The organism is Curtobacterium sp. A7_M15 (assembly GCF_030705415.1).
Classification (GTDB): Bacteria; Actinomycetota; Actinomycetes; order Actinomycetales; family Microbacteriaceae; genus Curtobacterium.
In genome coordinates this window covers 11,869-33,219 of record NZ_JAUZED010000032.1, presented here as the reverse complement: position 1 = coordinate 33,219, position 21,351 = coordinate 11,869, and the positions used below count along the sequence as shown (strand labels likewise).

At 70.2% G+C, this 21,351-nt stretch carries 19 protein-coding genes; 4 read left to right on the top strand and 15 right to left on the bottom strand.

Features of this window, described 5'->3' with window-relative positions:
- Window positions 1-46 precede the first annotated feature (46 nt).
- From Q7F20_RS08195 to Q7F20_RS08185, 3 genes are all read right to left on the bottom strand, one after another.
- Window positions 47-901: a LamG domain-containing protein gene (locus tag Q7F20_RS08195; protein ID WP_305739619.1), complete on the bottom strand. Its 855-nt coding sequence runs from the start codon at window positions 899-901 to the stop codon at window positions 47-49.
- Window positions 898-1,779, bottom strand: coding sequence for a S26 family signal peptidase (locus Q7F20_RS08190; protein ID WP_305739618.1), 882 nt, complete (start codon window positions 1,777-1,779; stop codon window positions 898-900). Before Q7F20_RS08190 ends, Q7F20_RS08195 begins: the two co-directional genes overlap by 4 nt.
- Window positions 1,780-1,947: 168 nt before the next feature.
- Entirely contained in the window at window positions 1,948-2,601 is a 654-nt protein-coding gene (locus Q7F20_RS08185; protein WP_305739617.1) for a hypothetical protein, read from the bottom strand.
- Between the two features lie 160 nt (window positions 2,602-2,761).
- Between Q7F20_RS08185 and Q7F20_RS08180 the strand changes: the two genes are divergently transcribed.
- Window positions 2,762-3,193: a MarR family winged helix-turn-helix transcriptional regulator gene (locus tag Q7F20_RS08180; protein ID WP_305739616.1), complete on the top strand. Its 432-nt coding sequence runs from the start codon at window positions 2,762-2,764 to the stop codon at window positions 3,191-3,193.
- 13 nt (window positions 3,194-3,206) lie between these two features.
- On the opposite strand, the gene Q7F20_RS08175 is transcribed toward Q7F20_RS08180, so the two are convergent.
- On the bottom strand, window positions 3,207-3,473 hold the full coding sequence (locus Q7F20_RS08175) for a hypothetical protein (protein WP_305739615.1): 267 nt from the start codon (window positions 3,471-3,473) through the stop codon (window positions 3,207-3,209).
- Window positions 3,474-3,572: 99 nt separating this feature from the next.
- Here Q7F20_RS08175 and Q7F20_RS08170 point away from each other — a divergent pair, with 99 nt between their 5' ends.
- Window positions 3,573-4,394: an aldo/keto reductase gene (locus tag Q7F20_RS08170; RefSeq protein WP_305739614.1), complete on the top strand. Its 822-nt coding sequence runs from the start codon at window positions 3,573-3,575 to the stop codon at window positions 4,392-4,394.
- Between the two features lie 142 nt (window positions 4,395-4,536).
- Window positions 4,537-5,058, top strand: coding sequence for a peptide-methionine (S)-S-oxide reductase MsrA (gene msrA / locus Q7F20_RS08165; protein ID WP_305739613.1), 522 nt, complete (start codon window positions 4,537-4,539; stop codon window positions 5,056-5,058).
- An 87-nt stretch (window positions 5,059-5,145) separates the two neighbouring features.
- Here msrA and Q7F20_RS08160 read toward each other — a convergent pair whose 3' ends face one another.
- The 3 genes from Q7F20_RS08160 to Q7F20_RS08150 form a co-directional block, all read right to left on the bottom strand.
- Window positions 5,146-9,234, bottom strand: coding sequence for a hypothetical protein (locus tag Q7F20_RS08160; RefSeq protein ID WP_305739612.1), 4,089 nt, complete (start codon window positions 9,232-9,234; stop codon window positions 5,146-5,148).
- 112 nt (window positions 9,235-9,346) lie between these two features.
- On the bottom strand, window positions 9,347-9,706 hold the full coding sequence (locus Q7F20_RS08155) for a UBP-type zinc finger domain-containing protein (RefSeq protein ID WP_305739611.1): 360 nt from the start codon (window positions 9,704-9,706) through the stop codon (window positions 9,347-9,349).
- Between the two features lie 147 nt (window positions 9,707-9,853).
- The gene (locus Q7F20_RS08150; protein WP_305739610.1) at window positions 9,854-10,855 is read right to left on the bottom strand and encodes an aldo/keto reductase; all 1,002 of its coding nucleotides are present in this window, start codon (window positions 10,853-10,855) and stop codon (window positions 9,854-9,856) included.
- Window positions 10,856-10,991: 136 nt separating this feature from the next.
- Between Q7F20_RS08150 and Q7F20_RS08145 the strand changes: the two genes are divergently transcribed.
- The gene (locus Q7F20_RS08145; protein ID WP_305739609.1) at window positions 10,992-12,011 is read left to right on the top strand and encodes a LacI family DNA-binding transcriptional regulator; all 1,020 of its coding nucleotides are present in this window, start codon (window positions 10,992-10,994) and stop codon (window positions 12,009-12,011) included.
- A gap of 59 nt (window positions 12,012-12,070) precedes the next feature.
- Here Q7F20_RS08145 and Q7F20_RS08140 read toward each other — a convergent pair whose 3' ends face one another.
- The 8 genes from Q7F20_RS08140 to Q7F20_RS08105 form a co-directional block, all read right to left on the bottom strand.
- A complete protein-coding gene (locus Q7F20_RS08140; RefSeq protein WP_305739608.1) occupies window positions 12,071-14,422 on the bottom strand; it encodes a TIM-barrel domain-containing protein in 2,352 nt (783 codons plus the stop codon).
- A gap of 8 nt (window positions 14,423-14,430) precedes the next feature.
- Window positions 14,431-15,342 (bottom strand): carbohydrate ABC transporter permease, encoded by a 912-nt coding sequence (locus Q7F20_RS08135; protein WP_305739607.1) that lies wholly within the window; start codon window positions 15,340-15,342, stop codon window positions 14,431-14,433.
- Window positions 15,339-16,295, bottom strand: a complete 957-nt coding sequence (locus tag Q7F20_RS08130) for a carbohydrate ABC transporter permease (RefSeq protein WP_305739606.1) — start codon at window positions 16,293-16,295, stop codon at window positions 15,339-15,341. The genes Q7F20_RS08135 and Q7F20_RS08130 overlap by 4 nt, the downstream gene beginning before the upstream one ends.
- Before the next feature lie 27 nt (window positions 16,296-16,322).
- Window positions 16,323-17,627 (bottom strand): ABC transporter substrate-binding protein, encoded by a 1,305-nt coding sequence (locus Q7F20_RS08125; protein WP_305739605.1) that lies wholly within the window; start codon window positions 17,625-17,627, stop codon window positions 16,323-16,325.
- A gap of 194 nt (window positions 17,628-17,821) precedes the next feature.
- Window positions 17,822-18,814 carry a TerC/Alx family metal homeostasis membrane protein gene (locus Q7F20_RS08120; RefSeq protein ID WP_305739604.1) on the bottom strand — a complete coding sequence of 331 codons (993 nt, stop codon included), beginning with the start codon at window positions 18,812-18,814 and terminating at the stop codon, window positions 17,822-17,824.
- Between the two features lie 115 nt (window positions 18,815-18,929).
- Window positions 18,930-19,235 (bottom strand): EthD family reductase, encoded by a 306-nt coding sequence (locus Q7F20_RS08115; protein WP_305739603.1) that lies wholly within the window; start codon window positions 19,233-19,235, stop codon window positions 18,930-18,932.
- A 29-nt stretch (window positions 19,236-19,264) separates the two neighbouring features.
- Window positions 19,265-20,704, bottom strand: a complete 1,440-nt coding sequence (locus Q7F20_RS08110) for an NAD(P)/FAD-dependent oxidoreductase (RefSeq protein WP_305739602.1) — start codon at window positions 20,702-20,704, stop codon at window positions 19,265-19,267.
- On the bottom strand, window positions 20,701-21,264 hold the full coding sequence (locus Q7F20_RS08105) for a hypothetical protein (RefSeq protein WP_305739601.1): 564 nt from the start codon (window positions 21,262-21,264) through the stop codon (window positions 20,701-20,703). The genes Q7F20_RS08110 and Q7F20_RS08105 overlap by 4 nt, the downstream gene beginning before the upstream one ends.
- Between the last annotated feature and the right edge of the window lie 87 nt (window positions 21,265-21,351).

Here is a 21,351-nt window from a genome sequence, read left to right as displayed (position 1 = left end):
GGGAGGGACGGTGCCAGCTGGCACCGTCCCTCCCGTCCGACGCGCCTCAGCGACCAGCCGCCGCGTGGTTCGCGACCTGGGTCGCGGACAGGACGGAGCTGTAGACCGCCGCGTACCGCATCGACCCGGTGAACGCGAAGTTCGACGGCTGCCCGGGCCACCCGGACACGGTGTCGTACCCGACCCGGAAGTAGCCGGTGTAGTTCTCCGGGGTCGTGAAGGCCGCGTTCGACGCGACGAGGGCGCCGTCCGCGTAGAGCCGCATCCCGGTGGCGGCGGACATCGTCGCCACCACGTGGTGCCACGCACCGTCGGTGTACGCCTTCGGTGACGTCACCACCTGGGTCGTCCCGTTGTAGGTCCCGAAGACGAGCTGCCCGGCGGTGTTGAGGTAGATCTGGCGGTCGTGTTGGCCGGACGTGGCGACGGGGTTGCTGCCGAACCCGACGAGCATGCCGCCCGCGACCGTCGTGCGGAACCAGACCTCCTCGCTGAAGGTGGTCGGGTTGGCGTACGACCGCGGCGTCGAGACGAAGCTCGTCGAGCCGTTCAGCACGTACGACGTGCCGGTGTCGCGTGGGCACGCGTTCGGGTTCGGCGTGGTCGCCGTCATCGAGCCCTGGTAGGTGCCGTTCACGCCCTTGCCGGACCAGTCGACGGCGGTCGTCGAGCCCGAGGCCTCGCCGAGACGGTAGGCGAAGAGGGCGGCCTGGGTGTCCGCACCGACCGCCGCGGAGCAGGTGAAGTATGGCGCGGTCGCGGCGCTGTTGCCGGTGTTCGCGACCACGGCACTGAACGCGGACCGTGTCGGCGCGAGGACGTTGGCGAGTCCGACGGCGGCGACGGCGAGGACCAGGACGAGGGCGACGACGCGGCCGTCGCGGAAGCGGCGGAGACTCACGACGGACGCACCGCCTCGACGCGACCGACGGCCAGGCAGAGCACGAGCGGGACGAGGCAGGCGGCGACGAGGAGTCCCCAACCGACCGGCCCGAGGTCGATGGTCGAGGTGAGCTGGTAGTGCCCGTTCCTCGTCAGCTCGTGGATGACCATGTGCCCGACCTGGCCGTCGACCAGGTGGACGCTCTCGGCACCGCGGGCCTCGACCCGCACCGGGAAGATGCCGGACGAGACGATGGTCGCCTCGACGCCGGCGTGGGTGGCGGTGTTCGTGATGGTGGTCACGTTGACGAACGGCTTGAGGACGAACGCCGCGTACGACACCGTGAGGGCACCACCGGCGATGCGGAGGCAGGTGCGGGTGACACGGTCGGTGAAGACGCTCGTGAGCGTCCAGATCACGAGCGTGCCGATGAGCAGGAGCGGCGTGGCCCGGAACAGCCAGCCGAGGTTCGGGACGAGGAGCGCCGGCGTGCCGATGACGTTCTCCTGCGTGAGGGTCCACGGGTCCGTCGCGCCGTTGATGTCACCACGGGCGTGGAGCCCGTCGGCGTCGATCGCGACGATGCGGTGGGTGTAGACGACACCGGGGTTCGCCGCGGTCGTGTAGGAGACGATGTCGCCGACGTGCAGGGTGTCGACGTCCACGGGGAGGTCGAGGACGAGCGTGCCGACCGGCGCGGCCTCGCCCATCGACGGCGTCTCGACGACGAACCAGCGACCGCCGGCGGACAGGAACAGCACCGCGGCGGTGAGGAGGACGGCGGCGACCCCGGCGACCGTCCACGCGAGGACGGTCTCGAACCGCGTGGCGGTGTGGCCGCCGAGGAGCGGACGGTCGAGCGTGCCGCTGAGCGGGACGGCGGCGGTCTGGCTCATGTGCGGCTCCGGGCGTGTGCGGCGGGGAGGTGGGACGGGGCGGGGTGGTGGGTGGCGGGGGGGGGCGGGCGGGGGGGGGGGGGGGGGGGGGGGGGGGGGGGGGGGGGGGGGGGGGGGGCCCCCCGCCCCCGGGGGGGGGGGGGGGGGCCGCCGCGCCGGTCGGGGTGACTAGGCCGTGAAGGTCCAGGTCATCGGCACGGAGGCGGCGAGGCCCTGGTAGGAGTTGCCGGCCGAGGGGTCGAGCGTGACGGCGAAGGTGAACGGCACGGACGCGCCCGCAGCGGGGGCGGCGGGCATCGTGAACGCCGAGGCGGCCGCACCCTTGAAGCTGGCGAGGGTGCCGTTGAACACCGTGGTCGAGCCGGACGAGATGACGAGGTTCATCTTCGCGCAGAGGTCGGTCGCGGTGCCGTTGACCGAACCGTTGGCCGACTGGGTGCAGGTGGCGCCGGGGGTGAGCGTGAACGTGGAGGCGTTCGCGGTGCCGGTGTTCTTGATCGAGATCGCCGTCGTGACGGTGTTGCCGGGCGTCATCGTGGTGCTGCCGCCGAACTTGTTGATCGTCGAGCACGTGGCGGAGTTCGTCGAGACCGAGCCGCCGTCGGTGCTCGTGCAGGTGACGGTGCCGCCGGCGTTCTGCTCCTGCATGGTGAGCGTGCCGCTGGCCGCGGTGTTGCTGCTGTTGGTGATGCTCGCGGCGAACCCGGAGAGGGTGCCCGTGAGCGAGAGGGAGAGCAGCACGGCGGCGAAGATGCCCGCGAGGAGTGCGACGGGGGCGAAACGGACCCGCTTCAGTGCGGAGGTACGGAGCTTGTCGGACACGGGAACCTCTTCGGTCAGGTGATCAGGGATGTGGCGGAGCAAACCGTTCGGGCTCGTTTGCTTCGATCATCAAGATAGCCAGTCATTCATCAAGTTGACCACTCGTATACTGTCCCCAGTGCGAGGGACGCCTCCACACCCGACCCGAAGCGAGGAACCCGTGACCGATCCGGCCGACCTCATCGCGGCGTTCGACGCGGTCGTGCGCGCGAACGCGAGCCTCGTCGGGCGGCTCAGCACCCGTGCCGGCGTGCACGAGAGCGCCCTGCGCGCCCTGGTGCTCGTCAGCGACACCGGCTACTCCACCCCGACCGAGGTGGCCGGGTACCTCGGGCTGACCTCAGGCGCCGTGACGAACATGATCGACCGCATGACGGCAGCGGGCCTGCTCGAGCGCGCGCCGAACCCCAACGACCGGCGGGGATCGCTGCTGCGGCTCCTGCCCGACGGCGAGCGGGTCGTCCGCGAGTACCGGGAGCGGTACGCCGAGGTGCTCCGCGAGGTCGACCAGGCGCACGACGGAGCGGTGCTTGGCGTGCTCGCCGACCTGGCGACGGGGCTCTACCAGCGCGCGGGAGACATGCTGGACTGAACGCCGGCGGGGCTCACCGCCACGTCCGCGCGACCACCCACCCGTCCCCCTCGGGCGCGATGTCGACGACCACGACGTCCTCGCCGTCCGCCGAGCTCACCTGGAACCGCCACCCGACCGTGCGCTCCGGAGCGTGCGTCATCGCCGACGGCAGGAACTCCGCCGCCGCCGTCAGGCGCGTCGGGGTGTCGGACACCCGCCAGCGCCGTTCGCGCCAGACCATCCGCACCGGCACACCGTGCTCCCACCACACCGTGGCAGCCTCACGCGTGAGCATCATCTCGCCCTCCTCGTTCGAACGTGTGTTCGAATGGTAGGCGATCCGACCGACGCCCGCTCGCACGATCCACCGGAGTGCGCACGGCGTACTGTCCGGGGCATGCCCGCTCTCATCGACACGTTCAGCATGTCCAACGGCCTGCACATCCCGAAGATCGGGTTCGGCACCTGGCAGATCCCGTCCGGTTCCGAGGCCTACGACGCGACCAAGGCCGCACTCGACGCCGGCTACCGCCACATCGACACGGCTCTCACCTACGGCAACGAGGCCAGCGTCGGCGAGGCGGTCCGCGACAGCGGCATCCCGCGCGACGAGCTGTTCATCACCACGAAGCTCCCGGCCGAGATCAAGACCGCGTCCGGCGCCCGCGAGGCGTTCGACGAGTCCAGCCGCAACCTCGACCTCGGGCACGTCGACCTCTACCTCGTCCACGCGCCGTGGCCGTGGTCCGCGATCGGCTCCGACCACCGGGACGGCAACGTCGAGGTGTGGAAGGTCCTCGAGGAGGTCTACGACGCCGGCCGGACGAAGAGCATCGGCGTCTCGAACTTCGCCGTCGCCGACCTCGAGGACCTGCTCGGCCGGACCGACGTCGTCCCGCACGCCAACCAGATCCGCTGGTTCATCGGCAACACGCAGGACGAGACGACGGCCTTCGACCGCGAGCACGACATCCTCACCGAGGGCTACTCCCCGCTCGCAACCGGCGGGCTCCTCGACAACGAGGAGATCGCCCGGATCGCGGCGAAGTACGACAAGAGCGTCGCCCAGGTCGCGATCCGCTACCTGCTCGAGAAGGACGTCCTGCCGCTGCCGAAGTCGACGACGCCGTCCCGCATCGCGGCGAACGCCGACGTGGACTTCGTGCTGTCGTCCGAGGACGTCGCCGCACTCGACTCGCTCGAGGACACCACCGCCTGACCCAGCGCGACCAGTCGCGGGACGGGAGGCGCGATGGCGGGGCCGCACCGCGCCTCCCGTCCCACGGGAACACACGACCGGCCTCGCCGGTTGCACCACGTGATGCCGCAGCCAGCGGCAACGACGACCTCAGGAGGCCACCATGACCACCACCGAAACCGCCATCCTCGCCGGCGGGTGTTTCTGGGGAGCGCAGCAGCTCCTCCGTCGCCGTCCCGGTGTGATCAGCACGCGCGTCGGCTACTCCGGCGGTGACACCCCGAACGCCACCTACCGGAACCACGGCGACCACGCCGAGGCGGTCGAGATCGTCTTCGACCCGTCGCAGATCTCCTACCGCGACCTGCTCGAGTTCTTCTTCCAGATCCACGACCCGTCCACGAAGGACCGCCAGGGCAACGACGTCGGTCGCAGCTACCGCTCAGCGATCTTCTTCACATCGGACGAGCAGCGCGAGGTCGCCCTCGACACGATCGCCGACGTGGACGCCTCCGGCATCTGGCCGGGCAAGGTCGTCACCGAGGTCGAGCCCGCCGGTGACTTCTGGGAGGCGGAGGAGGAGCACCAGGACTACCTCGAGAAGCACCCGCACGGCTACACGTGCCACTTCGTCCGGCCGGGCTGGACGCTCCCGCGCCGTGACCAGGCGGTCGGCTCAGCGTGAGATCGCCCGCCTAGTCGCGTGATCACACGACCGACGGGAGGCGAGTGGCGAGATCGCCGTCCGCCTCCCGTCTTGTCTGTGCCACGGTCAGTCGCGCCAGGGAACGGCCGCGCCGTCCGGTCGCAGGGTGAACGGCGCCTCCTGCGGACGAGCCGCGGTCGCGCGGGCGAGCAGCGCCTTCGCTGCCGCAGGGAAGGGGAAGTGGCAGAGACGCACGAGTTCGGCGTCATCTCCGAGCGCGATGGCACGCTTGGTGAGCAGGTCGAGCGCACCGTCGTCGCCTGATGCTGCACGTCGCTCCACGAACGCGAGGTCACCTCGAAGAAACGCGGCACGAACCACGGCCCGAGAGTCGGCTGGAGGCGTTCCGCGGTCAGCATCGTCCATGACCTCGTCCAACCGACCGGCATCGATGAGGTAGCTCTCGTACGCCGATCGCATCGCGTGGTCATCACCGATCGTGGCCTTGATGGTCGACGGTTCGGCACGACTCGTCGTCAGTGCCTCGACGACCGCCCGCTTGAGGAGCCAGCGATGCAGTGTGGGCAGTTGTTCCGCGCCGTGGCACAGTTCGATCAGTCGTTCGGCGTCGCCGCGGAGCAGCAACCGGTTGATCAGTGCGTCGAGCGAGAATCGGTCACCCGCGAGTGCCAGAGTGGTGACGCCGTCCCAGTCGCCCCTGCGTTCGAGACGACGCGCTGACAATTCCGCCGCCCAGTCGCCACTCAGCAACTGAACGACTCCGATCTCGCTCACGGCGAGGTCTTCGACGAGCGCCTTGTACCACTGGGCCCAGGTTCGGCGCTCCTCGTCCTCCTCTTCCTCGCGATCCGGCGAGGCTTCGACAAGGACACCGTCGTCGTCGCTTCCGAGCTCCCGCATGAGCTCAAGGTCCTGCTGGTCACGAAGCACGAACCGCAAAGACTGCAAGGCAGCAGCGTCACCGACCGCGATTATCCGCTTGACGAGTGCTGATCGAAGCGAGGGTCGTGCTTGATGCCCGAGCACAAACGGAACGACCCACTCGGGTACGGCACGACCACCGTGCGCCCCACGCACGAGGAGCGATCGGAGTTCGTCGGTCCGGCCTGCCGCGACGAAGTATCCGGCCGCGACGGCGAGGACGTCGGACCGCTCCCGTGCCAGTCGTCGGATTCGCCCGAACCGGCCTTGGTGGGCCAGCGCGGTGACGGCACCGTAGACCGCCTTCGCACCGTCCGCTGGCCCACGCATCGCGCGTACCGCGTGCTCCGGCGAAACGCCGAGGGCTTGGAGCGCCGCTTGGGCGGTGGGGTTCCAACCCATACCGGATGCCAACCCGCGCAAGGCTGCGACGTCGCGGAGGGCCACGTACCGCGCCACCGCGGCCGGGCTGGAGGGGAAGTGTTCGAGGACGAAGTCCCACTCGCCCACCGCGCCGAGCGCCCATGCGAGCGTTCTGTGCTCGAGCACATCGTCCACCGCGTCGTTCCCGCGAGCGAGAGCGAGTGCGCGAAGCCCTTCGACGTTGTCGGTGGCGAGCAAGTGACTGATCAATCGGTCGTCGACGCCGCGTTGCTCCGGGAGGTCCACGACCGATCGCCAGGCTCCGTGGAGCAGGAGAGCCTCCACCGCGTGCTCGAGTGGGTCCATGTGGGTGAACCCGAGGAAGATGGGGAACGACCGCCGTGCACGGCGCGCGATGTCCGCGATCGCGCCGACATCACCGACCGTCGTCGCACGATCGATCTGTTCGTGCATAGCCGCGGCCAGCCCACGGTCTGCGAGAAGTGCGAGATCGCCGTCGTCCAGTCCACGGACCAGCGATAGCATCCCGAATTCACTGTGATCGTCGGACGGGTGGAACGGATCGATCTCGTTGAGGAGTCTCCTCGCGACGATCGACCGGAGGAGCCCCGTGCGGTGCCCGCTCGTCACGGGAGATGTGATTGCCTGGGTCAGGACGCCGTCCGGGACGCGTGCCCGGAGTACGGGTGCCAGCTTGCGGCGGATGGACCATTCATGGACGGCGAGGTCGATGACATCTTGCAAGCGATTGGTCACGATGTACTGCTCGACAAGGGCGCCCAGTGCCTGGTGGTTGCCTTCGTCGTGCAATCGACGCAGCCCATCGAGATCCCCGCGGAGCAGCAGCAGTTCGGCATGCAGGCTCTCCGCCGAGTAGGAGTCCGCTGCCGCGCGTTCGACCAGAGCTTGGACGTCGGTTGTGTCGAACGCGAAATCTGAGAGCTCCTTGTCGGCCACCCAGCTCCACTTCGCCGCGCGCTCGAGTGCGTCGAAGTCGCCGCGTGCAGCCCATGCCTCGTACAGCTCAGTACGGTCGAAATCCGCTACGCCGCCCGGCTTCGATGACCAAACGGGTCCCGTTGGTTCGCCGAGCATCCTGGTGAGTTCGTCGAGCGCGCGGGACGAACGCATCGCGAGGAGCGACAAGTCGGTACTGCCATCCCAGCGCTTGCCCGAACGCGCGCTGGCGGGTGTCGTGAGCAGAGCCGCTTCTCGTCGGAGGCCCCGGGCGACAGCATCGTTCGAAACCGCACGCACGTCGCTCGTGGACAGTGCGCCGCGTTGATCGACGAGGGCCGACCACACCGCCGCGATGGTCGGGGCCGAACGGCTCTGGCGCAGGTGCGAGTAGTGGAGATAGTCGTGGAGCTCGTACGCAGGCTCCCCTCCGCGGTCCACTTCGCGTAGGGCATGGGTACCGCGCCACGGTTCTGCGGCGCCGGTGAGCCCGGCCATGGCCGACGCACGCGCACCTGAAGCAGTCGTCTCCTCTGTGAGGAGTCGTGCCGCGGCGTCGACCAGGACGACGTGCGGGATCGGATTCGGCAGACCGACCCGCCGAAGTCCCATAGCGGCCGTGAGGACGGCGCGGACAGAGGGTTCGGCGGTCCGGTAGGCGTGCAGATGGTGCGCTCCACCCGCGAAGAACTGGCTGGCAGCCACCCGATCGGCGTCCGGAGCGGAACCAGGTGGAATCTGCTCCAGGACGAAGCGCAGTTGCTCGTCCGATCGCGCCACATCCGCGAGTGCTCGTCGGTCGAAGTCCTCCGCCACCCGCACAGTGGTCGCGAGCTGGAACAGCCGCGCGACTCCACTCCGGTCCGCCGCGCCTTCCAACGTGCCCGCGCCCCCGAGCGGCGCACCTCCCGGGGCGGCGGAGATGGTCGGCACGGACCACATGGTCGCCAGGACCACGAGCCCGCCGAGATCCCCTGCGGTCAGCAGATCAGCAAGGTACCCCACCGCGCGGCGACCGAGCGCATGATCAGCTCCGACGAACTCGGCGCCGAAGAAGTCCTCCAGATCGTCCAGCCAGAGGACGGTTTCCGCGGCGACCCCGCTCTCGAGGTGTCCGACGAGCTGCTCGAGCGACACCGGACGGAGTACTGCCCAGTCTCGGAGCGGCGAAGCTGCCACTGCTTCCCACGCGCTCCGACTCTTACCGCTGCACGACGGGCCCCAGACCGCGACGAACACCGGGTCTCTGGGTGCCTCATCGCCGGCGCCACCGAGGATCGCACGTCGAATCTCAGCGTCGTGTGGACGCTCGACGTACGCAGGGATCGCAGCTTCCTCCTGGCCACCGTCGTGCACTCCGACCGTCACCGCAGGGTGAACGCCGAGCGCCGTGGGGACGAAGGTCGAGAACGCTCGACTGGAGCGAGTTGCTGTCCGGGCCCGATCAACGACATCGACGGGTGGGCCGAGCGCAGGGGTGGCGTTCCCGGAGAGGAGGGTCCGGAGCTGCTCTCCTTGGGTTTCCGCCGTGCGCCGGATGGTGCCCTCCACCTTCGCGAAACCGCGACCGACCGCCCGTCCGGCGCTCTGGAGTGGGTAGGTCTCCTGCTCAAGCGCGATGACCATCTCGCTGTACCGGGGGTGGCCGACCCGGACGCGGAGCATGTCAGCCAGCTCCAGAGCGTCATCTGCCGCGATCGGAAGGATGGCGGTCGTGAAGAAGTCCAATACGGTCTTTCGACGAACCCACCGGACGGCGCGTCCCCATCGCACCTTCACGCCCTCTGCCTTCGCCCTCCGGACGATGAGGGCCGGCAGCACCAGCGGAACGGTCACCCACCGAACAACCGGCCCCGAGCGCAGCACGGGCATCAACAACTTCGGCGCGGCACCGTAGAGCGCAAGGAGGGCGTGGCCAAGGAGTGCTTGCATGGACTTCCGTGTCGGTCGCGCGGATCGGGTGAGACGAATGTACTGGGCCGGAGGGGTGACTGTCAGTACTCATTTCGTCTTCTCCTGGCCACGACGAAGCCGTCGTCGCGAACTAGCGCGACCCACCGAGCAGTTCCAACCAGTCCCCGGGCAGGCGATCCGCCGGCCCGGGGACTGCCTGTTCCACCGGGTGGCTCGTCGGCGCCGCGAGCTCCACGCCCTCGAACGTCGAGCGGTCGCGGTAGTCGTACGACCACGTCTCGCCGGGCTCGTAGCTCTGGATGACCGCGTGCCCGGTCCCCTCCCAGTGCCGGGTGGCGTGGGTGTTCAGCGAGTCGTCGCAGCAACCCACGTGGCCGCACGCGGCGCACCGGCGCAGGTGCACCCACCAGGACCCGGTGGCGTCGCACTCGACGCACCCGGGTCCGCTCGGTGCGACGTCGGGGTGGATCATCTCGGCGTGGTCCGTCATGGCACCATCCTGGCGCGGACCGAGCCGCGCGGCCAGCGCCCGGCGCGGACCGAGCCCCGCGGCCAGCGGATCGCGCGGACCGAGCCCCGCGGCGACCGAACGACCGAACGACCCCGGACGCAGCCCCGCGGCCAGCGCCGTCCGGAGTCAGCCGCGCGGCACCAGCGCGTCGACGGCCGCGAGTTCGTCGTCGGTCAGCGGCGCCCCCTCGAGCGCGTCGAGCGTCCCGTCGAGCTGGCGGACGCTCGACGCCCCGACGAGCGCGGACGTGACGGCCGGCTGCCGGAGCACCCACGTGATCGCGAGCTGCGCGAGCGACTGCCCGCGCGCCACTGCGATGTCGTTCAGGGCACGCGCGGTCGCCAGGTACTCGTCGTCGATGCGATCGGCGCCGAACCAGCGACCCTCTGCTGCACGCGATCCGACCGGGACGGACCCGTCGAGGTAGCGGTCGGTCAGCAGTCCGCCGGCCAGCGGCGAGAACACGATCGCGCCGGTCCCCAGACGGAGCAGCTCGTCGAAGAGCCCGTCCTCGGGGACGCGGTCGAACATGTTGTAGCGCGGCTGGTGGATGAGCAGGTGGACGTTCTCGGCGGCGAGCGCCTCGGCCGCCGCTGCCGTCTGCGCCGGGTCGTGGTTCGAGATGCCGACGTAGAGCGCCTTGCCCGAACGGACCGCGGTCACCAGCGCGCTGACGGTCTCCTCGATCGGCGTCGACGGGTCCGGGCGGTGCGAGTAGAAGACGTCGACGTACTCGAGCCCGAGGCGCCCGAGGGACTGGTCGAGCGAGGCCAGCATCGACTTTCGCGAGCCCCAGTTGCCGTACGGGCCCGGCCACATCTCGTAGCCGGCCTTCGTCGACACCACGATCTCGTCGCGGAACGGTCGGAGGTCGGACCCGACGATGCGGCCGAACTGCTCCTCGGCGGCTCCGGGCGGCGGGCCGTAGTTGTTCGCGAGGTCGAAGTGCGTGACCCCGCGGTCGAACGCGTGCAGCACGATGTCGCGCTGCGTCGTGAGCGGCCGGTCGGTGCCGAAGTTGTTCCACAGCCCGAGCGAGATGCGCGGCAGCAGGAGACCGCTCCTCCCGACGCGCTCGTACGGGAGACGCTCGTAGCGGTCGTCGGCGGGGCGGTGGACGTCAGGCATCGTTGCTCGATCCGGTTCGCGAGGGGTGGGAGGGGTCCGCTGTCGACGGTATCGGACCGCGGGCGCGGTCCGGCGCCTTCACGGCACGGGACGGGAGGCGCGGGTCGGCTCCGTCGGGCGCCGGTACGGTGAGCGGATGGGCAAGGTCACGCTGCAGGACGTCGCCGCGCACGCCGGCGTCTCGATGAAGACCGTGTCCAACGTCGTCCGCGGCTACCAGCACGTGAGCGTGGCCATGCGCGATCGTGTGCAGGCTGCCATCGACGAGCTCGGCTACCGGCCGAACGTCTCCGGCCGAGCGCTCGCGACGGGCCGGTCGAACATGCTCGCGTTCGCGTTCCCCGACCTGCGCCGGCCGTACTTCGCGGAGCTCGCCCACGTCTTCTCGCACGTCTGCGCGGCCCGCGGGTTCCAGCTCCTGCTCGAGGAGACCGGCGACTCGGCGGAGGGTGAGCGCTCGGCCGTCCGCGGCCGCGAGGCCGGCGTGGTCGACGGCGTCGTGATCCACCCGCAGATCCTCTCCCCGGAGGCCATCGACGCCGTCCGTGGGGACACCGCGGTCGTGTTCCTCGGCGAGGACGTCCGGCCCCGTTCGGCCGACCAGGTCGCCATCGACAACCGACGTGCGGCGGCGGACGCCGTCGCGCACCTCGCGGCGCTCGGCTGCCGTCGCATCGGGTTCTTCGGCCACGAGGCCGGCACCGGGTCGAGGACGTCAGCCCTCCGGTTGGACGGGTACCGCTCCGGGCTCGCGGCGGCCGGCATCGACGCGGAGTTCCTCGTCCCGCGCGAGGTCGGGGACGCGCCCGGTGCCGAGGCCGCCTTCGGACGTGCCCTCGACGCCGGGCTCGACGTCGACGGGCTGCTCTGCCGGGACGACCTCGCCGCCGTCGGCGTGCTCCGCGCGATGCGGTTGCGCGGTCTGGAGGCGCCGCGGGACATCGCGGTCGTCGGGTGGGACGCCATCGCCCTGGGGTCGAGCCTCGCACCGAGCCTGACGTCGGTCGCGCCGGACACGGTCGCGCTCGCCGCGACCGCACTGGACCTGCTCGTCGAACGGATGGACGGGAGCGACGTCGCCGGACGCTACGTGACGGTCGGGCACCGGCTACTGGTCGGCGAGAGCGCGCCGCACCCGGGTCGCCCCGACCGCTGAGCCCCGGCGAGCGCGGGGCGCGCCGCACCCGAGCCGCCCCGACCGCTGACCGTCGTCCGCTACCCCTCGCCCGGGTGCACGCTCCCGAGGAGCTCCACCACGACGTCCCGCACCGGGTCGGGGAGCCCCACGGTCCCGAGTTCCACGATGCGGTCCGCGCGGGGCCGGTCCCTCGACACGACCTCCCACGCGGCGAGCTTCTCCGGGTTGCCGGCCTGTGCGCCCTCGAGGACCGTCCGGATGCGCTCCCGTGCGTCCGTCCCGACCACGGGCGGGCCGGCGAGCGCCACGACCCCACCGGTCGCGGTGTCGGCGGCGAGGTCGACCGAGAACCGGTCCGCCGCGGCAGCGTCGACGTGCTGGCCGTCGACCGGCGCGGCCAGGAACGTGACGCGCCAGCGGCGGCGGGCCGCGACGACGTCGAGCGCACCCGACGCGGGGTGCACCCGGAACTCGGCGCGCTCGCGGTCCCACGTCAATAGCGTCTCGACGGTGTCGCCCTCGGCACCCTCGCGGTCCTCCACGAGTGTGAACGACCCGGACGAACCCGGCGCGACGAGGACCTCGAACGCGGTCGGGTTGACCGTGGCGTCGAGTTCGTCCGGCGCGGTGAGCGGCAGGATCCCGCCCGCTCGCAGCAGCACCGGGACGTGGTCGAGCGTGCGGTGTAGGTCGACGAACCGGTCCCCGGCGTAGGCCGTGCCGGTGAAGACGTCGGTCCACGTGCCGGCCGGGAGCCAGGCCCTCGCCGAGCCGTGCAGCGACGCCGGATCACGCGGCTCGACGATCGGCGCGACGAGCAGTTCCGATCCGAACGCGTAGGTGTTCGGCACCTGGTACGCCTCGTCACGGCGCGGCTCCAGGTGGTACAGGGGACGGACGAGCGCCGTGCCGGCGGCCGCACGGTGGTTCATCGTGTGGAGGTAGGGCACCATCCGGTGCCGGAAGCGGAGCGCCTCCCCCATCGCCGCACGCGCTTCGGCGGGGAACGCCCACGGCTCCTTGCGGATGAACGGGTTGTTGGCCGAGTGCAGGCGCATGATCGGCGAGAAGACACCGAACTGCACCCACCTGGTCGCGAGCTCGTCGTCGCGCACGCCACGGGTGTGTCCGCCGATGTCGTGGCTCCACCACGGGTACCCGATGTTCGCTGCGGTCGCGGTGAACTCGGGTTGGAACGCGAGCGACGCCCACGAGACGACGGCGTCGCCGGAGAACCCGACCGCGTACCGGTGGCTCCCGGGGCCGGCGTAGCGCGAGAAGGTCATGCCGGCGCCGCCGTCCCGGGCGGAGTCGAGCAGGTGGAAGTGGTTCAGGAGCCAGAGCGGGTCGACTCCGGGCAGGTCGGTCGTGCGCCCCTGCTGCCAGTCGATCCACCAGAAGTCGACGCCCTGCTCCTCGAGCGGACGGTGCAGGAGCTCGAAGTACGCCGCGACGAACCGCCGGTCGGTGGGGTCGAACGGGATCGGCTGCTCGCTCTCGGGATCGACGCCCATCGCCGCCGCGACCGCGGGGTAGGCGTCCTCGAACGCCCGGACGCCGTCCGCCGGGTGCAGGTTGAGCGTCGTCCGCATCCCACGGCGGTGCAGCTCCCCGAGGAAGGCCGCCGGGTCCGGGAACAGCGACGGCTCCCACGAGTACCCCGTCCAACCGTTGCCGAACCGGGACGGCACGGAGTCGACCCGGTGCCAGTCCATGTCGATGACCGCGACGGAGAACGGCAGGTGTTCCTCGGCGAACCGGTCCATGAGCGCCAGGTAGGAGCTGTCGCTGTACGGGTGGTAGCGGCTCCACCAGTTGCCGAGTGCCCACCGCGGCATCAGCGACGGCGCACCGGACACCGCGTGGTACGAGCCGAGTGCGGCGTCGAAGTCCCGGCCGTACGCGAACACGGTCACGTCCCGACGCCCCCGCACACGGGTGCCGATCCAGCCGTCGTCCTCGAACAGGAACGAGTCGCTGTCGTCCAGCACGGTGATGCCGTCCCGGGCGAGGATGCCCGGTTCGAGCGGCATGCGACCGTCGACGTCGTCGAGGGTGCGCCCCGTGCCGCCGAGGTCGCGCGCCTCCTGCCCCCAGCGCCACCGGTTCGCGTCGGGTCCGATCGTCTCGACGACGAAGCCGCTCGCGGAGAACGGACGGCCGTCGTAGCGCAGCCGGGCCCGGGCCGTGGTGACGACCACGCCGCCGGCTCCGGTGGTCCGCTCGACCCGGAACTCCGGGACGTCGAGTCGACGGCGGAGGGCGAACGTGGACGCGCGGTCCTCGAACCCGCCGTCCTCGCTCCACTCCACCCGGAACGTCCCCTCGTCGAGGACGGTCACCCGCCAGTGCTCGCCGACGACGACGGCCGCCGGATCGGCGACGGGGTCGGACCCCGGGAAGGGACGGATCGTGTCCGTCGTGGTCATCCGTGCTCCTAGCTCTTGACCGCGCCCTGCGTCACACCGCTGATCACCCAGCGCTGCGCGAACAGGTACACGATGATCGTCGGTGCCATGGCCATCAGGTACGAGGCGAAGGCCACGTTGTAGTTCGTGCCGAACTTGCTCTGGAAGATGTTCTGCACGACCGGCAGGGTCTGCAAGGTGGGATCGGCGGTGATGAGCGAGGGCATCATGAAGTCGTTCCAGGACGCGAGGAACGCGAAGATGCCGACCGTCGCGTTCATGGGGCCGAGCAGCGGCAGGATGATCCGCCAGAAGATCTGCCAGGTGGACGCGCCGTCGATCCGGGCGCTCTCCTCGAGCTCGACCGGGATCGACCGCAGGTACGCGGAGTAGAGGAGCACGCTGAACGACAACTGGAACATGGCGTGCAGGATCCCCACGCCGATCGGGTTGTCGAGTCCCATCTGCGCGGTGAGCTTGATCTGCGGCAGGGCGACCACCGGGAAGGGCAGGAACATCGCCGCGAGCAGGTAGACGAAGGACCACCGGAAGAACCGCTTGTGCCAGTTCCGGACGATCGCGTACGACGCGAACGAACTGAGCAGCAGCGTGGCGACGACGGTCAGCGCCGCGACGCCGAGCGAGACCGAGAACGACACCGGGAAGCGGGTGAGCTGCCAGGCCTCGGCGAAGGACCCCGGGTTGAACGGGAACGGCAGGGAGAGGGCGTTGCCGTCGACGGACTGCTTGCTCGTCTTGAAGGCCATCGCGGCCGTGACGTACAGCGGGACGAGCACGGTGAGCGAGGCGAGCCCGAGCACCACGGTGAGCGTCCAGTTCGTGCCGCCCAGGCGTCGGCGGTGGTTCCGGGCCGGTCGTCGGGGACCGCCGGTGGTCACCGCGTGCGTGTCGGTCGGGGGTCGGGTGTCGATGGCGGTCATGCGAGTCGCAGGTTCCTTCCGCGGGTCGCCGCGAGCTGCAGCACGGAGATGAGGACGGTGATGATGAAGAACACGGTCGCGTTCGCCATCTGGTAGGCGTAGTCGCCACCGGTGAAACCGCCGAAGATGGTCATCGCGACGCTGCTCGTCGCGGATCCGGGGCCGCCGTTCGTGAGACCGACGATCACGTCGTACGCACCGAGGTACCCCTTCACGCCGAGCACGGTGTTGATGACGATGAAGCCGCCGAGCAGCGGGAGGGTGATCGCGCGGAGCTGCTTCCACCCCGTGGCACCGTCGAGCGAGCTCGCCTCGTACAGGTCCTCGGGGATCGACGTCAGCCCCGCGGTGTAGATGAGCAGTGCGCCGGGGACCGTCTGCCACGCGGAGACGATGACGATGGCGAGCCACGCCAGGTTCGGGTCGCCCAGGATGCTCTGTTCGAGCGGTCCGAACCCGACGCTCGTGGCCAGCGCCGGCACGGTGTTGGAGAACAGGAAGTTGAACACGTAGGCGACGATGATCCCGGAGATCACCATCGGGATCACGAAGACCGAACGGAGGCCGGCCGCGAAGCGGATCCGCTTCGCGAGGGCGATCGCCAGCGCGAGCGCGATCACCTGCGTGACGATCACCGTCACGACCGCGAAGCCGAGCGTGAACCCGTACGACGACACGATCGACGGATCGGAGACCAGCGCGCGGTAGTTCTCGATCCCGAGGAAGTGCCAAGCGCCGAACCCGAGGTAGTCGGTGAAGCTGTAGAAGATGCCGACGCAGGCGGGTGCCACGACGAACGCGGTGAAGAGCACCAGAGCCGGCACGAGGAAGAGGTAGTACATCCCCTCGGTCCGGTGGAGGGAGCCCACGCGCCGGTGCACGCGGGAGGCCGCGGTCGCCGGCCCGGACGTCGCCGGATCGGTGTCGCGGGACAACGGGGTCTGCATGGTCATGATCGCTCCTGATCGTCCTGGGCCGGCTCAGACCGTCGCCGACCGGCCGGCGAGGCGCCGCCAGTCCGCGTCGAGCCGCCGCAGCATCGAGGTGAAGTCCCCGCTCCGGATCGCCGACTGCAGGTAGTTGCCGAGCGGGATCGACGTCGGGATGAACGTCCCCGCGCCCTGGTAGAACGCGGCGTCGTCGACGTACTGTTGGAGCCCGGCGAGTCGCTCGTCACGCTGCGGCGGGGCGTCCTTCGTGGTCGAGTACGCGAGGTTGTCGCGGTTGTAGGCGTCGATCACCTCGGGCTGCATGAGGAACTCGACGAGCTCCTCGGCCTGCTCGAGGTTCCGGGTCGCCGTGGGGATCCAGAGGCCGAGGTCGATGTTCACCCGCGCCTTGCGCTCCGACGGGTCGTTCGACACGGGCAGCGCGAACGTGCCGACCTCGAGCTTCTCGTCGATCAGTGCGATCTGGCCCAGCGCCCACGGTCCCTGCAGGTACATGGCGGCCTTCCCCTGGCCGAACGCGAGGTTGCCGTCCGCGTAGGCGCGGGTCGCGTGGTCCGGGTTGAAGAACGACGAGATCGTCTTCGCGCGTTCCATCGGGACCGCGAAGTCCTGCTCGAACGAGACCTCGGAGTCCGGACCGACGTCGGTGCCCAGGGCCTTCATCTTCCGGAAGAACGTCCCGGTGTCGACCAGGCTGCCGACGGAGTAGTCGAAGAGCCCCTGCCAGAGCGTCCAGGTGTCACGGTCCGTCGCGTAGATCGGCGTGATCCCGGCCTTCTGCAGGGTCCGGCACACCTCGACGAAGTCGTCCCACGTCTCGGGGACCGGCAAGCCGTGGTCGGCGAAGATGCGCTTGTTGTAGATGACCCCGGCCGCGGCGAGCGAGTACGGCAGCACGCTCGTCCGCCCGGGGTAGGTGGCGTACTGGTTCGTCAGCCCGTCGATGCTCGGGCGGATGCGCGCCGCCGACGGGAGGTCTCCGAGGTCGCGCAGCACCCCTCGCGAGATGTACCGCGCGAGTTCGAGGTTGTCGTTGAAGCACCCGACGTCCGCCGGCTCACCGCGGACGAACTGCGGCGCGATCGCCGTCGTGCTGTCGTGCACCACCGAGATCCCCGGGTGTCCCCGCTCGAACTTCCGGAGGAGGTCGTCGAAGTACGCGATCACCTCTTGTTTCTGCTCGTAGAAGCGCAGCGTCGTCGTGCCGCCTGCTGCCGGTCGCGGTGCGGCGCACCCTGCGAGCGCCATCGTGCCGAGTGCTACTCCACCTGCCGCGCCGGCGAGGAACCCGCGCCGACTGACGGCTGCGAGTGTTCCGGTCCTGCTTCCCACCATCGGGTCTCTCCCTCGTGCGCGTCGTCGCGCCCGTCTTGTTTACAGCGCTGTAAACGTGATGTCAACGTTGTAATCACCAGTTGTGGGACGGGAGGCGCGGTTCGGCCTGGCACCGCCCCTCCCGTCCGCACCGCCGTGCTTCAGGAGGGACGGGGCGGGCCCTCACCGCGCCTCCCGTGACCGCCGTGACGCCGCTACGCGGCGCCCGCGTCGCGCGGCTCGTCCTCACGCCGCATCCGCAGGAGGCTCGCCCCGGTCGCCACACCCATGGCCACGACGATCACCAGCAGCGACACCCCGGTCCCGATCTCGGGGGCCCACTCGACGTGCTCCCCGCCGTTGATGAACGGCAGTTCGTTGCCGTGCAGGGCGTGCAGGACGAGCTTCACGCCGATGAACGCGAGGATCGCCGCGATCCCGTACTTGAGGTACACCAGCCGCTCGAGCAGCCCGCCGAGCAGGAAGTACAGCTGCCGCAGGCCCATGAGCGCGAAGACGTTCGCGGTGAACACGATGAACGCGCTCTCGGTGATGCCGAAGATCGCCGGGATCGAGTCGAGCGCGAAGAGCAGGTCGGTCGTCCCGATCGCGATGAGGACCACCAACAGCGGCGTGAAGTGTCGCGCGCCGTCCTGCACGATGCGGAACTTCATGCCGTCGTACGTGTCCGTGATGCGGACCCGACGCCGGAGCAGCCGGACGATCAGGCTGTCCTTCTCGTCATCGTCGTCGTCGCCCCGGAGCTGCTGGATCGCCGTCCACACCAGCCACGCCCCGAAGAGGTAGAAGATCCACGAGAAGTCCTCGATCAGGCGGGCTCCGAGCAGGATGAACACCCCGCGCAGGACCAGCGCGATGATGATGCCGAGCATCAGCACCTCTTGTTGGATCGCCTTCGGCACGGAGAAGCGCGCCATGAGGATCACGAACACGAAGAGGTTGTCGATGCTCAGGCTGTACTCGGTCAGCCAGCCCGCGAGGAACTGCCCGGCCGGCTCCCCTCCGGCGAAGACGAACATCGCGACGGCGAACAGCAGCGCGAGGCCGACGTAGAGACCCACCCACAGACCGGACTCCTTGAGCGTCGGCACGTGCGGACGCCGTGCGACGACGAGGAGGTCGGCCAGCAGGATCGCGACGATGGCGATCAGGGAGCCGACTTCGAACACGGCCGGGAGCTCGAGCATCCGGGGCCTTCCTGGTTGGTGGGCGGGAGGGAGCCCGACAAGCCTGACACGGGGACGGGCCCTGGCGTGCGCCAGGGCCCGTCCCCGTGGACAGGACGACCGGGATCGGCCCGTCCTACTCCGGTTCGATGTCGGAGAAGAGCCCCGTGAACGGGACACCGGAACCGATCAGGCGGCCGAAGAGGTCCTGGGCTGTCTCGGTGGTCACGGCTGCCGAGGCGTCCTCGTAGCTGTCGAAGTACAGGTCGAGGGTGCGGTAGGCGGGAGTCGGGGTCCCGTCCTCCTTCGGCCAGACCTTCGCCGACTCGGCACGGCGGAGCCCGGGCAGCTGTCGGGCGGTGCTGTCGATCTGCGCGTAGGTCGGTTCGAACGCCGTCGGGTCGTCGGGGTTGTCGATGACGAGGGTGATCTTCGTGGGCATGGTGTCGTCCGTTCGTGAGGGGGTGGTGGTCAGCGACCGAGGGTCTCGAGGAGGCGGAGCCAGACCTCGCTGATGGTGGGGTAGGCGGGCACCGCGTGCCAGAGGCGGTCGATCGGCACCTCGCCGGTGATCGCGATGGTCGCCGCGTGCACGAGCTCGGTGGTGTCCGACCCGACCGCGGTGAAGCCGACGACGACGTCGCGCTCGTCGTCGACGAGGAGGCTCGCCCGTCCGGTGTAGCCGTCGGCGTGCAGGGCGGCACCGGCGACCGCGCCGAGGTCGTACTCGGCGACCCGCACCGTCAGGCCGGCGGCGGCCGCGCTGGCGACCGTGTGCCCGACGGAGACGACCTCCGGGCTGCTGAAGACGACCTGCGGAACAGCACTGTGGTCGGCGGTGGCCACGTGACGACCCCAGGGGGCGTCGTCGACGGGTGCTCCGGTCGCGCGGGCGACGACGACCTCGCCGACCGCGCGGGCCTGGTACTTGCCCTGGTGCGTCAGGAGCACGCGGCGGTTCACGTCACCGGCGGCGTAGAGCCAGCCGTCGCCGAGCGCCGCGCCGTCGGCACCGGTCACCCGGAGCGTCTCGTCGACCGCGAGCCACGCTCCCGGCGCGAGTCCGACGGTCTCGAGTCCGAGGTCGCCGGTGTTGGGCTTCCGACCGGTGGCGATGAGGACCTCGTCGGCGTCGATCGTCTCGCCGTCCTCGAGCGTGACGTGCACCGTGCCACCGAGGTCGCGGCGCACCTGTGCGGGCGACGCGCCGAGCATGACGCGGACGCCGGCTGCTTCGAGCGACACGATGACGAGCTGGGACGCGTACGGTTCCACGTTCGGCAGGACGCCGTCGCGGACGATGAAGGTGACGTCGGAGCCGAGGGCGCTGTAGGCGGTCGCCATCTCGGTGCCGACCACTCCCCCGCCGATGATCGCCAGACGGTCGGGGACGTGATCAGCAGCGACGGCTTCGCGGCTGGTCCATGGCTGAGCATCGGCGAGACCGGGGATCGGGGGGACAGCGGCGCTCGTCCCGGTCGCGACGACGACCGCGTGCCGTGCGGTGAGTTCCTGCACGGTCCCGTCCGCGGCAGTGACCGACACGGACCGGGTCCCCGTGAGGCGGCCGTGGCCGCGGACCAGGTCGACGCCGGCGCTCTCGAGCCAGGAGACCTGTCCCGCGTCGTCCCAGTTCGAGGCGAACCGGTCCCGGCGGGCGAGGACGGCGGCCGGGTCGAGGGTGCCGGTGACCGCGGCGGCGGCGGCGGGAAGGTGCTGCACGGCGCGGAGCGCGGAGACGTCGCGCAGGAGCGCCTTCGTCGGCATGCAGGCCCAGTAGGAGCACTCACCGCCGACCAGTTCCGACTCGACGATCGCGACGCTGAGGCCGCCCTTCACGGCGCCGTCGGCGACGTTCTCGCCGACGGGGCCGGCGCCGATGACGACGACGTCGTACTGGTCCCCGCTCATGCTCGTTCCGCCTTCGCGGCGCGCTGCAACCGGACGGCCGACACGAGGAAGAAGACCGCTCCGAGGATCGCGTAGCCGCCGATCCCCGCGACGGACGTCGCGTTCGTGGCGCCGAAGATGAAGCTCGCACCGGCCAGCACGGAGATGCCGCCGCTGAGGATCATCGGCCACTGCCCGCCGAGGCGACGACGCAGGATCGCGACGATCAACTGCACCGCTCCCGCGGTGACGGCCCAGAGGCCCCAGACGACCATGACCGCGGGGACTCCCGAGGCGACCGCGAAGCCGAGGCCGATCGCGGTGAGGAGGCTGAGCGCCATGTTGACGTACAACAACGGTGCCGGTCCCGTGGCACGGGAAGCGCGGTGGTCGATGACCGCGGCGACCACGTCGAACAGCGGGTAGAGCAGCAGCAGGGTGACGTTCACCGGGCCGAGCCCGGCGGAGGCGGTGGCGATCAGGGCGATCGCCCAGACGAGCTGGAACGCGAACCGGACGAAGTACAGGGTGCGCAGCGTCGCCGCGATCCCCGCCGGACGGGAGGCGGTGGTGGAGGACATGGAGAGCCTTTCGCGTGGTGGTGTCGACAGCGCCGCGCGGACCTTGCCGGGCACTGAGGTGACAAGTAGAGTGACTAGTCACTATAC

Bases quoted from the DNA above. Each gene is read 5' to 3' on its own strand.
- Q7F20_RS08115 (WP_305739603.1), bottom strand. From the start codon at position 19,235: ATGCCCACGAAGATCACCCTCGTCATCGACAACCCCGACGACCCGACG.
- Q7F20_RS08120 (WP_305739604.1), bottom strand. From the start codon at position 18,814: ATGCTCGAGCTCCCGGCCGTGTTCGAAGTCGGCTCCCTGATCGCCATC.
- msrA (WP_305739613.1), top strand. From the start codon at position 4,537: ATGACCACCACCGAAACCGCCATCCTCGCCGGCGGGTGTTTCTGGGGA.
- Q7F20_RS08170 (WP_305739614.1), top strand. From the start codon at position 3,573: ATGCCCGCTCTCATCGACACGTTCAGCATGTCCAACGGCCTGCACATC.
- Q7F20_RS08140 (WP_305739608.1), bottom strand. From the start codon at position 14,422: ATGACCACGACGGACACGATCCGTCCCTTCCCGGGGTCCGACCCCGTC.
- Q7F20_RS08105 (WP_305739601.1), bottom strand. From the start codon at position 21,264: ATGTCCTCCACCACCGCCTCCCGTCCGGCGGGGATCGCGGCGACGCTG.
- Q7F20_RS08190 (WP_305739618.1), bottom strand. From the start codon at position 1,779: ATGAGCCAGACCGCCGCCGTCCCGCTCAGCGGCACGCTCGACCGTCCG.
- Q7F20_RS08130 (WP_305739606.1), bottom strand. From the start codon at position 16,295: ATGACCATGCAGACCCCGTTGTCCCGCGACACCGATCCGGCGACGTCC.
- Q7F20_RS08145 (WP_305739609.1), top strand. From the start codon at position 10,992: ATGGGCAAGGTCACGCTGCAGGACGTCGCCGCGCACGCCGGCGTCTCG.
- Q7F20_RS08110 (WP_305739602.1), bottom strand. From the start codon at position 20,704: ATGAGCGGGGACCAGTACGACGTCGTCGTCATCGGCGCCGGCCCCGTC.
- Q7F20_RS08160 (WP_305739612.1), bottom strand. From the start codon at position 9,234: ATGCAAGCACTCCTTGGCCACGCCCTCCTTGCGCTCTACGGTGCCGCG.
- Q7F20_RS08175 (WP_305739615.1), bottom strand. From the start codon at position 3,473: ATGATGCTCACGCGTGAGGCTGCCACGGTGTGGTGGGAGCACGGTGTG.
- Q7F20_RS08155 (WP_305739611.1), bottom strand. From the start codon at position 9,706: ATGACGGACCACGCCGAGATGATCCACCCCGACGTCGCACCGAGCGGA.
- Q7F20_RS08135 (WP_305739607.1), bottom strand. From the start codon at position 15,342: ATGACCGCCATCGACACCCGACCCCCGACCGACACGCACGCGGTGACC.
- Q7F20_RS08125 (WP_305739605.1), bottom strand. From the start codon at position 17,627: ATGGTGGGAAGCAGGACCGGAACACTCGCAGCCGTCAGTCGGCGCGGG.
- Q7F20_RS08150 (WP_305739610.1), bottom strand. From the start codon at position 10,855: ATGCCTGACGTCCACCGCCCCGCCGACGACCGCTACGAGCGTCTCCCG.